Source organism: Photobacterium frigidiphilum (genome assembly GCF_003025615.1).
GTDB lineage: Bacteria > Pseudomonadota > Gammaproteobacteria > Enterobacterales > Vibrionaceae > Photobacterium > Photobacterium frigidiphilum.
The window spans coordinates 1-11,682 of record NZ_PYMJ01000065.1; the positions used below are offsets into that span (position 1 = coordinate 1).

Consider the following 11,682-nt stretch of genomic DNA (forward strand, 5'->3'; position numbering starts at 1 on the left):
AGTCGATCGCTCAATAACATTTTTAACCAAAGTGATCGGCATCGATGTTATTAGGTGATCGCCATGAATGGTATTGGCTGATCGGCATCAGTGTTATTGAGCGATCGGGATGGATGAAAATATGCACAACCTCCATCTTAGCCCAAATCTTTATGGTTTGCTCTTCGGCAAGTGGAAGCACTTTTAATATCTTGTCAGTCGAATTGCAGTGAGTTTCGTTTGCCGGTTATTGCGGTTCAAATCTTGTGGCTCTAAGTTCATTGCCAAATATGCTAGGTCATACTTCAATTTTCGTGTGCCGCAACAAAAGTCCTTATCTCTATTGTGTTTGGCTTTCGCGTTTACTAAGTCGCTTTAAGTGATAATCCACTCCATGGTTATTGTGTAGTGTTGAGTGAATCGCAAAAGAGAAAAGGCGAGTTGTTGTTGAAAGTAATACGCTGTAGTTTAGTTATAAGCTATTGAATTATATCGGTTGTAACAAAAACATTAAGTTGACACGTTTTACTCCGCAGTTTTGGTCTGAAGTTCTGTGTACTTGGTGAGTTAGCCGTGGTGCAACTTATGTTAGACGTTACAATCTCCATCTTACCTAAATATTTATGGTTTGGTCTTCGGCAAGTGGTTGCTCTTTTAATCTCTTGTCAGTCGCAATGCAGTGAGTTTCGTTTGTCGGTTATTGCGGTTTAAGGCTTGGTGAAAATCAGTAGATTCTTTAGCCGCAATTATTCACTGATGGTGTTAGTTTTTACACTCGTTGCGGTTTAAATCTTGTGGCTCACAATTCATTGCCAGTTGCGCAGTGTAATTCTTCAATATTCGCATGCCGCAACAAAAGTCCTCATCTGTGTTGTGTTTGGCTTCAGCGTTTACTAAGCCGCTTTAAGTGGTAATCCACTCTGTGATTATGGGGTGCTGTTGAGTGAATCGCAAAAGAGAAAAGGCGAGTTGTTGTTGGACGTTATACGCTGTATTTTAGCTCTAAATTATTGAATTATATCGGTTGTAACAAGCACATCAAGTTGACACGTTTTACTCCGCAGTTTTGGTATGGAGTCCAGTGTGCTTGGTGAGTTAGCCGTGGTGCAACTTATGTTCGGCGTTATAACCTCCATCTTAGCCCTAATCTTTATGGTTTGTTTTTCGGCAAGTGGAAGCACTTTTAATCTCTTTCCAATCGAATTGCAGTGAGTGTCGTTTGTCGGTTATTGCGGTTTAAGGTTTGGTGTATATAAGCCATTCTTTCCAATTTTCTATCGTATTCAATAAGTTCTTTAGCCGCAATTGTTCACTGATGTTGTTTGTTATTGCGCCCGTTGCGGTTCAAGTTTTGTGGCTCTAAATTCATTGCCAAGTAGGCAAAGGCATTCTTCAATCTTCGCGTGCCGCAACAAAGGTTTTCATCTGGTTTGTGTTTGGCTTCAGCGTTTACTCAGTCGCTTTTAGTGATAATCCACGCTGTGATTATTGAGTTGTGTTGAGTGAATCGCAAAAGAGAAAAGGCGAGTTGTTGTTGAAAGTTTTACGCTGTATTTTAGATTTAAGCTTTTGATTTATAGCGGTTATAACAAAAACATCAAGTTGACACGTTTTACTCTGCAGTTTTGGTATGGAGTTCGGTGTATTTGGTGAGTTAGCCGTGGCGCAACTTATGTTAGACGTTATATTTTTTAAGCGAGGTATCATGTCAAAATATAGTTTTTCACCGCATCAAAGGCATGCGGTTTGGACTGTGCATCTTGAAAAATGCTATATGTGCACTAAGCCAATTGATCTCCAATCTATGCAAATAGATCATATAATTCCTGAAAGCCTCTTGGATGATTATGAAGAACTATGCTCTGTCCTTGCATGCTTTGGACTTTCCGCCGATTTTGGAATAAATTCCTACTCAAATTGGCTTCCATCATGCTCAAGTTGTAACGGTAAAAAGTCGAATAATGTTTTTACGCCTTCTCCGCTAATCCAAATGCAAATAGAGTGTGCTATCAGAAAAGCACAAAAGGCTGAAGAACTTGCGGCTAAGTCAGCCAATAAAAGGGAACTAACCAGAGCTCTAAATATTCTTATGAAAGCGCACTCTGAACAAGGGTTAAGCGCAGAAATAAAAGATTCTCTAAAGCCTCTCGTTCAGTTCCAAGAGCAAGAAAGAAGTGAAGAAAATATATTTTATGGTATTCGGTTAGCCCCTGATTACGAAGTATCTCCAGGACGACAGCATATAATCAGAGAGATTACAGGATATTTAGGCTATGAATTCGTTATTATGACCCCACCAGAAAGCTTAATATTGGCCTTTGACATCGTATATAGAGATACTGAAAGGCATAGAATGCACCCTTCAATACCTATTAATGGTGGTGCAATGACTGGCTTGCGCAGTGTGGGACTTATAAATAATGACAATAAGTTAACTGAATTTGGTGTAACCGTATTTAAAACGATTGCACAGGAACAAAAAATATAACAAAAACATCAAGTTGACACGTTTTACTCCGCAGTTTTGGTGTGGAGTTCAGTGTGCTTGGTGAGTTAGCCGTGGTGCAACTTATGTTAGACGTTACAACCTTCATCTTAGCCCTAATCATTATGGTTTGGTCTTCGGCAAGTGGTTGCTCTTTTAATCTCTTGTCAGTCGAAATGCAGTGAGTTTCGTTTGTCGGTTATTGCGGTTTGAGGCTTGGTGTATATAAAGCTTTCTTGCCAATTACCCACCGTGCTTAATAAGTTCTTTAGCCGCAATTGTTCACTGTTGGCGTTTGTTATTGCGCTAGTTGCGGTTCAAATCTTGTGGATCCAAATTCATTGCCAAGTATGCAGGGTAATTCTTCAATCTTCACGTGCCGCAACAAAAGTTCTCATCTGTATTGTGTTTGGCTTCAGCGTTTACTAAGTCGCTTTAAGTAATAATCCATTCTGTGATTATAGAGTGCTGTTGAGTGAATCGCAAAAGAGCAAAGGCAAGTTGTTGTTGACAGTAATACGCTGTATTTTAGTTCTAAGTGATTGAGTTATATCGGTTGTAACAAGCACATCAAGTTGACACGTTTTACTCCGCAGTTTTGGTATGGAGTTCAGTGCGCTTGGTGAGTTAGCCGTGGTGCAACTTATGTTAGACGTTAGCCATTTGACGATAACTTATTAGGACTTTGATTATTAAATATTCAATCCGATGTAGAAATGTCACTCCTTCAGCTGCTGAAGTGGACCATGATGATGTGATACGTGGCTGGGAAGAGTTAGAAGAGATATTGTCAAATTACGATATCAAAATTGATGCTGCACGGTTTGTCAGAGTATCAATAGATTCAAGTGAAGTTCGGGATAAACTCTTTTGGCTTAAACCAGAAAACTGTGATGCTTTTTTTAATCGGTTAGATCCAAATGATTTAAATTGGCTTGAAGACCATCCTTTGAGTGCGGATTTTCATATTGAGTTTACTAAAGATTTTGATGATGACAGTTGGTGTGAAGTGCAGTTTGTCGAAAGACTCCTCGAGCAAATATTCTTAGTATTAAACGTTGCAGTTCGTGGTGGATGCAATTATGGATCTTTTCGCATTGGTAAAGCTTGGAAGTCTTTGCACTGTTCTGATATTGAGAGCGGATGGCATTATTCCTCCGTCAATGAGTGGCCAGTAATTGAGCGTCTTTCTGTTATAAAAACCTGGCAGTGGTTTGAAAAATTTAGCAAGTTTGATTTCATATTAGCGGATACAGCAGTTACTAAAGCAAGTGCTGTATTACTGCATTTAGCGTACAAAGATGATATTGAGTCCACTGATATATTGCAACTATCTCAAGTGATTGAGAACTTCTATTTGGTTAACGGTGAACCGAAAGCTCGCGGGCTAAATAGGAAAATACCAGTTGTTTTAGGCCGGTTGCCAGATAGTAACAAGAAGTTAATACAAAACTTTTATAAACTACGTAGTGACATTGCCCATGGTGATTTTCCTTTATTTCGGCCTAGATATAGAGAAACCGATGCAGGTTTTGAAGCGGTAGAAAAACATTACTGGGAAATCTCACAAGAAGTAGATAAGGGTATAGCTTTAGTTATTGCTACATTGCAATTCCTTGTAAGGAATGGAGCTGAACGTATGGTGTTTAAAGAAGAAATTTCCGTTGAAACAAATGGCTAACAAGGCACTCAAACTGACCTCCAACACGTGGCACTTTTGCCTCGCAAAGTCTATGCCACCTTAGTGCTGCGTTAGCCCTCAAATGTGGAAAAAGGATTTCCCAGCTTATGAAAGGACGTTGCCCTGAGTGTAATGCGGTAGTTGTAGATATACCACAATCCCTTAATTGCCCTAAATGAAAGATATTCAGCAATGATTGGTATGTTTATGATTGGAAAGGTTATATCCGCCTCAATAAAACGCTAATCAAGTGTAATTGGTCTGTTTTAGTTACTTGTTTGATTAACCTAGCTAGCATTCTAATTAAGGGGGATGCTGACATAATTCCGTGGCTGTTCTGTCTCTTTGCTCTTCCAGCAGCTGTAAGTCTGATTTCAGCTCACGAAAAAATTAATAGTAAACATAAATACCACGGTCACAGGTTAAGAGATATAAGTTCGTGGTTTCCTTTACTATAAAATGGCTAACAAAAACATCAAGTTGACACGTTTTACTCCGCAGTTTTGGTATGAAGTTCGGTGTACTTGGTGAGTTAGCCGTGGTGCAACTTATGTTCGGCGTTACATGCGTCAGGGTGTCTTAGGCACCCTGACAATTAAACAAGTATTAATTTACGGCTTTAGCCAGCATTGCTTGTCTAAATAAACGATCTTCATCTTCTCGTTGTTTTTTTTCAAGGTGCTTTTCTTTAGTTGTCCAACCATTCTTTAACATATGGTCTCGGTAGTGGTTGTTAATTAAAAATGGACAAACAAACCAAGCGATAAAGATACCAATGCCACCAAAAAAACACAGAATTAGAAGGCCGAAAAAATATGGCCAATAACCACGTAGTAACGGAACAAAGATACCAAAGAAAAGAGTGGTCCAAGAGAAACCTGATGGGATTGTTTTTTCTTCTTCGCTTTCTTTGTTTACTAGCACAGTTGTCATTTTTTTTCCTTAGTGGATGTTTTTTTCTGGAAAACATTTTAGTTTCATTAAATGGTTTGGTCAATGCAATCGTATGTATTCATTTGTATTTTCAATCTTTGTTCCTTGGTTTTATCGTTATTGCATGTAACAAAAACATGAAGTTGACACGTTTTACTCCGCAGTTTTGGTGTTGAGTTCCGTGTGTTTGGTAAGTTAGCCGTGGTGCAACTTATGTTAGACGTTACAACCTCCATCTTAACCCAAATCTTTATGGTTTGGTCTTCGGCAAGTGGTCGCTTTTTTAATATCTTTTCAGTCGAAATGCAGTAAGTTTCGTTTGTCGGTTATTGCGGTTCACGGCTTGGTGAAAAACAATACGTTTTTTAGCCGCAATTTTTCACTGATGTTGTTTGTTATTACGTTGGTTGCGGTTCAAATATTGTTGCTCTAAATTCATTGCCAAGTGTGCAGTATAATTCTTCAATCTTCGCGTGCCGCAACAAAAGTCCTCATTTGTATTTTGTTTGGCTTCAGCGTTTACTAAGCCGCTTTAAATGATAATTTATTCTGTGGTTATGGGGTGCTGTTGAGTGAATCGCAAAAGAGAAAATGCAAGTTGTTGTTGAACGTAATGCGCTGTATTTTAGTTCTAAGTTATTGAGTTATATCGGTTGTAACAAGCACATCAAGTTGACACGTTTTACTGCGCAGTTTTGGTATGGAGTTCAGTGAGCTTGGTGAGTTAGCCGTGGTGCAACTTATGTTAGACGTTATAAATTTCCCCACCTTATTCGGTAATAGTACTTATGCAGCTTAGGTTCCGTTATGTTATGCTCTGGTCATAACTCATGATTGGAAGTGACGTTGGACGGTTTAGATATACTATTGAGTATGCATGGTGAACAGGTTCATAGAGATGATGGTTATTGGTGGAAGATCGAGGCGTGGGGTGTATCCCCAACCAAAGAACGACCTCATGGCATCAGATACAACCTGACCTTGCATAATAAGTACAACACGAGAATCTTTGGTTATGACAATGCTCATGCTGTAAAAGCACCTAAAAAAAGTAAGTTTAGCGGTAAAAGATACGATTATGACCATGTGCACAAGTCTGCTGTCGACAAAGGTACACCATATGAGTTCTCAGATTGTTATACGCTCTTACAAGATTTTTTTAGCGGTGTTGACGTAACAATTGAAGCAATAGAGGGGAGGGGGAAATAATGAAAGCTAGAATCGGTATCATGTCAGAGTCATTAATTCGCATGAGGCTTTTGGCTATTACTCAGGGTAAATATATTCCATCACCTGATGAACCGAAAGTTTGGTATACATCGATTAATGCCATTTCTCAGGTTTTACGTCCAGAAAACATTGATTTGCTGAGATTAATGGATTCGGAAAGACCAGAATCATTAACTGAGTTAGCTGAGTTATCAGGGCGAGCAAAATCAAACTTATCAAACACACTAAAATCATTAAGTGATAAAGGTTTTGTTCGTTTGGAGAAAAAAGCGGGTAATGTAACAAAACCAGTAGCATTATTTACTGATTTTGAAATTGTCACTAGTTCAGAGATTGAATGCAGAATCCAGCAGTCAACCACGGAGAAATATGTAGCATAAATTTATAACAAAAACATCAAGTTGACACGTTTTACTCCGCAGTTTTGGTGTGGAGTTTAATGTGCTTGGTGAGTTAGCTGTGGTGCAACTTATGTTCGGCGTTACAACCTTCATCTTAGCCCTAATCTTTATGGTTTTTTCTTCGGCAAGTGGAAGCATTGTTAATATCTTGTCGGTCGAAATGCAGTGAGTTTCGTTTGTCGGTTATTGCGGTTCAAGGCTTGGCGCATAAAAGACTTTCTTGCCAAGTTTCTATCGTGAGCAATAAGTTCTTTAGCCGCAATTGTTCATTGATATTATTTGTTATTGTGCCCGTTGCGGTTCAAATTTTGTGGCTCTAAATTCATTGCCAAGTGTGCAGGGTAATTCTTCAACATTCGCGTGCCGCAACAATAGTTCTCATCTGTGTTGTGTTTGGCTTCAGCGTTTACGAAGTCGCTTCAAGTGATAATTTGGCTTGTGAATATTGAGTAGCGTTGAGTGAATCGCAAAAGAAAAAAGGCGAGTTGTTGTTGAAAGTTATACGCGTATTTTAGTTCTAAGTTATTGAATTATATCGGTTGTAACAAAAACATCAAGTTGACACGTTTTACTCCGCAGTTTTGGTATAAAGTTTTGTGCGCTTGGTGAGTTAGCCGTGGTGCAACTTATGTTCGGCGTTATAACCTCCATCTTGCCATTATCTTTATGGTTTGGTCTTCGGCAAGTGGTTGCTCTTTTAATCTCTTGTCAGTCGAAATGCAGTGAATTTCGTTTGTCGACTATTGCGGTTTTAGACTAGGTGTATACAAAGCTTTCTTACCAAGTTTCTTTCGTGCTCAATAAGTTCTTTAACCGCAATTGTTCACTGATGTTGTTTGTTACTACGCCCGTTGCGGTTCAAATATTGTGGCTCTAAATTCATTGCCAAGTAGGCAGATAATTCTTCAATATTCGCGTACCGCAACAAAGGTTTTCATCTGGTTTATGTTTGGCTTCAGCGTTTACTCAGTCGCTTTTAGTGATAATCCACGCTGTGATTATTGAGTCGTGTTGAGTGAATCGTAAAAGAGAAAAAGCGAGTTGTTGTTGAAAGCTTTACGCTGCATTTTAGCTTTAAGTTTTTGATTTATATCGGTTATAACAAAAACATCAAGTTGACACGTTTTACTCCGCAGTTTTGGTCTGAAGTTCGGTGTGCTTGGTGAGTTAGCCGTGGTGCAACTTATGTTAGACGTTACAACCTTCATCTTAGCCCAAATCGTTATGGTGTTGTCTTCGGCAAGTGGTCGCTTTTTTAATATCTTTTCAGTCGAAATGCAGTGAGTTTTGTTTCTCGATTATTGCGGTTCAAGGCTTGGCGCATACAAGGCTTTCTTGCCAAGTTTCTATCGTGTTCAATAAGTCCTTTAGCCGCAATTGTTCACTGATGTTGTTGGTTATTACGCTCGTTGCGGTTCAAATATTGTGGCTCTAAATTCATTGCCAAGTTGACTCAGTAATCCTCCAATATTCGCATGCCGCAACACAGGTTCTCATCTGTGTTGTGTTTGGCTTCAGCGTTTACGAAGTCGCTTCAAGTGATAATTTGGCTTGTGATTATTGAGTAGCGTTGAGTGGATCGCAAAAGAGAACAGGCCAGTTGTTGTTGAGAGTTATACGCTGTATTTTAGTTCTAAGTTATTGAGTTATATCGGTTGTAACAAGCACATCAAGTTGACACGTTTTACTCCGCAGTTTTGGTATGAAGTTCAGTGTGCTTGGTGAGTTAGTCGCGGTGCAACTTATGTTAGACGTTACAACCTTCATCTTAGCCCTAATCTTTATGGTTTGGTCTTCGGCAAGTGGAAGCACTTTTGATCTCTTACCAGTCGAATTGCAGTGAATTTCGTTTGTCGGTTATTGCGGTTTAAAGCTTGGTGTATATAAGGCCTTCTTGCCAATCTTCTATCGTGATTAATAAGTTCTTTGGCCGCAATTATTCACTGATGTTGTTGGTTTTACGCTAGTTGCGGTTCAAATTTTGTGGGGCTAAATTCATTGCCAAGTAGGCAGGGTAATTCTTCAATCTTCGTGTGCCGCAACAAAAGTCCTCATCTGGTTTTTGTCTGATTTCAGCGTTTACTAAGTCGCTTTAAGTGGTGATCTGGCTTGTGATTATTGAGTCGCGTTGAGTGAATCGCAAAAGAGCAAAGGCAAGTTGTTGTTGACAGTAATACGCTGTATTTTAGTTCTAAGTTATTGAGTTATATCGGTTGTAACAAGCACATCAAGTTGACACGTTTTACTCCGCAGTTTTGGTATGGAGTTGAGTGTGCTTGGTGAGTTAGCCGTGGTGCAACTTATGTTAGACGTTACAACCTCCATCTTAGCCCTAATCTTTATGGTTTGGTCTTCGGCAAGTGGCAGCTTATTTAATATCTTTTCAGTCGAAATACCGTGAGTTTCGTTTGTCGGTTATTACGGTTTTAGGCTTGGTGTATATAAGACTTTGTTGCCAAGTTTCTATCGTGAGTAATAAGTTCTTTAGCCGCAATTATTCACTGTTGTCGCTAGTCATTACGCCCGTTGCGGTTCAATTCTTGTGGATCTAAATTTATTGCCAAGTGTGCTGTGTAATTATCAATTTTCGCGTACCGCAACAATAGTCCTCATCTGTATTGTGTTTGGCTTCAGCGTTTACTAAGTCGCTTTAAGTGATAATTCACTCTGTGATTATGGGGTGCTGTTGAGTGAATCGCAAAAGAGAAAAGGCGAGTTGTTGTTGGAAGTCATACGCTGTATTTTGGTTCTAAGTTATTGAGTTATATCGGTTGTAACAAGCACATCAAGTTGACACGTTTTACTCCGCATTTTTGGTATGAAGTTTAGTGCACTTGGTGAGTTTGCTGTGGTGCAACTTATGTTAGACGTTATATGTCGCTACCTTTTAGGTTATGTTTTAGCTTTTCATATACGCTTTGGTTACTGTTTTACCATGTTGTTTTTTATAAATTTCTTAAAACTTGAAAGCTTAAAGTAACCTTGATTGTGCCGTTACTTTCGTTGGTTATCTTGTGTTTCGTCAATCTGTAAATTGCGGTATTTTGGTTTGCTGACTTATTGATTTTTCCATTTCGTCAGCTAGTTTTTTAGTTGAGGTTTACAATCCAAAAGGGTGGTTTTAAATATTCATAAACTGTTTAATTATTGGCTTTGTGTGATTCTCGTAGTGTGTTTCATGCGGAGTTCAAAGTTAACAATTAAGTAGCTTTAAATCCAGGTGGTTTGCTTTATTATTTCATTTCGTTATGCACTTGTATTTGAAAGGTTTTAAACTGATCGCGAGCATATAACAAGCACTTTAAACGGAACAAAAACAGTTGGCTATTGTTCGTTCCTCACAAAATTATAGCCAACAATTTTTGTCCGCTTAAGTGGGCGTTATAAGTTGTTTTTGTTTAATGGTATTTTGTATTACTAGCATAAACTGATACTGAAAGGTCCATTTAATGTTAAGTTTTAAGCGTATTACTGTACATATTGTGATGATTGTTATTCCTTCCTGGATAGTAATGGCTCTACTTGGAGCTATATTCGTTGGAGTTGCTTATTTATTTTTTCATTTAATGCAAATGGGGAGTAGTCGAGCCGAACTGTCTTTTTGGATTTTTTTTACATTTGGTGTGATTACTGGTGGAGGTTTCGCAACGAAGTTCCTCATTGAATTTATCAAACAAGAACTGAAAAGATCAAAAAAGAGTTGGTAAAGACTGTCGGGTTAAATGAATGCATTAATACAGGTACCTTATTTATTTAAATTTGGCGTAAACTGCCCACAACGTTATAACAAGGCATTTAAACGGACAAAAAACAGTTGGTTTTGTTCGTGCCTCACAAAGTATAACCAACTGTATTTAGCCGCTTAATGCGGCGTTATACGTTCAAAAGGATTGCCATGACTCGTTTAGCACCTAAGACTAATGTTTTGAGAGCTCTATTCGCAAGATCAGGAAATCAATGTGCTTTTCCCGGTTGTACCCAACCGATAATGAATAATAAAAATAAATTTATTGGCCAAGTTTGTCATATAGAAGCTGCAATGACTGGTGGTGAGCGTTTTAATCATGAAAGTAATGATGAATACCGGCGAAGTTATGAAAATTTATTAATACTTTGCTACCCGCATCATATTGAAACAGATGATGACGATGAATACCCTGTAGAAAGGCTCATTTTAATTAAGAATGAGCATGAGCAGTTATTTGAAAAAGATGATTTCAAAATTGATGAAGCAGAGCTTGTGAAGCTATCTCATGAAATGGAGAAATATTGGGGTGATATAGAGAGGCTAAACAATGTCGATCATATCTATGCTGATACCGGTTTAGCGATGGAAGTAAATGGTGATAATAGTTTCTTTGAAGTTATAAATAGCACTTATAGAGCGATTGATGGAATCAAAGGAATATTAGATAAGTTGCATACTAGTGATGAGAAATTAATTGATGACTTCCAAGCTTTGTTATCAAAACGAGGTGTTACAAAAGAAATCTTTGATGATCTGCCATATTATGAAAATCCTTTTTTCAACAGGAATTGGGAATATCATAATTTAGGTACTCCGAATTGGCTTCAACGGATTCGAATTGATTTAGCTCATATCGAAGTAAAATATTTGGAAGAGTACCTAAAAACCAATCGGAATGATCTTGTTGCCAAAGAGAGTTTTGAAAAAGCAAAGGAGCATTTAAAAGAATACGCTAAAACGGCTATGCATGTAGACTAGAACGTATAACAAGTCGTTTAAACGGACAAAAAACAGTTGGCTTTTGTTCGTGCCTCACAAATTGTAGCCAACTATTTTTCGCCGCTTAACGAGGCGTTATAACTTGAAAGGAGAAACTTTTTTGTAAATTGGTTTTAATAAGAGAAAAGTGCTTAATTTAATTGTTTGCCATCTTGGATTGCTAGTTATTTTTGATGTTGTATACATATTATGGTCAATACGTTCTGGATATGGACTTTTGAATGAG

The 11,682-nt window shown here is 38.3% G+C and carries 9 protein-coding genes; 7 read left to right on the forward strand and 2 right to left on the reverse strand.

The window, feature by feature from the left end:
* Positions 1 to 22: 22 nt before the first annotated feature.
* Positions 23 to 181, reverse strand: a complete 159-nt coding sequence (locus C9J12_RS30900; protein WP_170111914.1) for a hypothetical protein — start codon at positions 179 to 181, stop codon at positions 23 to 25.
* Between the two features lie 383 nt (positions 182 to 564).
* On the opposite strand from C9J12_RS30900, the gene C9J12_RS31495 reads away from it, so the two are divergent.
* From C9J12_RS31495 to C9J12_RS28865, 3 genes are all read left to right on the forward strand, one after another.
* The gene (locus tag C9J12_RS31495; protein ID WP_265416171.1) at positions 565 to 690 is read left to right on the forward strand and encodes a hypothetical protein; all 126 of its coding nucleotides are present in this window, start codon (positions 565 to 567) and stop codon (positions 688 to 690) included.
* 919 nt (positions 691 to 1,609) lie between these two features.
* Complete coding sequence (locus C9J12_RS28855; protein WP_107246714.1) at positions 1,610 to 2,467, forward strand: HNH endonuclease; 858 nt, start codon at positions 1,610 to 1,612, stop codon at positions 2,465 to 2,467.
* A 736-nt stretch (positions 2,468 to 3,203) separates the two neighbouring features.
* Positions 3,204 to 4,145, forward strand: coding sequence for a hypothetical protein (locus tag C9J12_RS28865; protein WP_107246716.1), 942 nt, complete (start codon positions 3,204 to 3,206; stop codon positions 4,143 to 4,145).
* A gap of 606 nt (positions 4,146 to 4,751) precedes the next feature.
* Here the strand turns inward: C9J12_RS28865 and C9J12_RS28870 are convergent.
* Positions 4,752 to 5,078 (reverse strand): hypothetical protein, encoded by a 327-nt coding sequence (locus C9J12_RS28870; RefSeq protein ID WP_107246718.1) that lies wholly within the window; start codon positions 5,076 to 5,078, stop codon positions 4,752 to 4,754.
* Between the two features lie 873 nt (positions 5,079 to 5,951).
* Between C9J12_RS28870 and C9J12_RS31675 the strand changes: the two genes are divergently transcribed.
* The 4 genes from C9J12_RS31675 to C9J12_RS28925 all read left to right on the forward strand — a co-directional run bounded on the left by C9J12_RS31675 (position 5,952) and on the right by C9J12_RS28925 (position 11,435).
* A complete protein-coding gene (locus C9J12_RS31675; protein WP_107246738.1) occupies positions 5,952 to 6,287 on the forward strand; it encodes a toxin-antitoxin system TumE family protein in 336 nt (111 codons plus the stop codon).
* Positions 6,287 to 6,688, forward strand: a complete 402-nt coding sequence (locus C9J12_RS28890; RefSeq protein ID WP_107246724.1) for an HVO_A0114 family putative DNA-binding protein — start codon at positions 6,287 to 6,289, stop codon at positions 6,686 to 6,688. The genes C9J12_RS31675 and C9J12_RS28890 overlap by 1 nt, the downstream gene beginning before the upstream one ends.
* A gap of 3,470 nt (positions 6,689 to 10,158) precedes the next feature.
* Positions 10,159 to 10,416 (forward strand): hypothetical protein, encoded by a 258-nt coding sequence (locus C9J12_RS28920; RefSeq protein ID WP_107246730.1) that lies wholly within the window; start codon positions 10,159 to 10,161, stop codon positions 10,414 to 10,416.
* Positions 10,417 to 10,604: 188 nt separating this feature from the next.
* Positions 10,605 to 11,435 (forward strand): hypothetical protein, encoded by an 831-nt coding sequence (locus C9J12_RS28925; protein WP_107246733.1) that lies wholly within the window; start codon positions 10,605 to 10,607, stop codon positions 11,433 to 11,435.
* The last annotated feature ends 247 nt before the right edge of the window (positions 11,436 to 11,682 follow it).

Coding starts and splice junctions, on each gene's coding strand:
- C9J12_RS31495 (WP_265416171.1), top strand. CDS start 565: ATGTTAGACGTTACAATCTCCATCTTACCTAAATATTTATGGTTTGGT.
- C9J12_RS28855 (WP_107246714.1), top strand. CDS start 1,610: ATGGAGTTCGGTGTATTTGGTGAGTTAGCCGTGGCGCAACTTATGTTA.
- C9J12_RS28870 (WP_107246718.1), bottom strand. CDS start 5,078: ATGACAACTGTGCTAGTAAACAAAGAAAGCGAAGAAGAAAAAACAATC.
- C9J12_RS31675 (WP_107246738.1), top strand. CDS start 5,952: ATGCATGGTGAACAGGTTCATAGAGATGATGGTTATTGGTGGAAGATC.
- C9J12_RS28890 (WP_107246724.1), top strand. CDS start 6,287: ATGAAAGCTAGAATCGGTATCATGTCAGAGTCATTAATTCGCATGAGG.
- C9J12_RS28920 (WP_107246730.1), top strand. CDS start 10,159: ATGTTAAGTTTTAAGCGTATTACTGTACATATTGTGATGATTGTTATT.
- C9J12_RS28925 (WP_107246733.1), top strand. CDS start 10,605: ATGACTCGTTTAGCACCTAAGACTAATGTTTTGAGAGCTCTATTCGCA.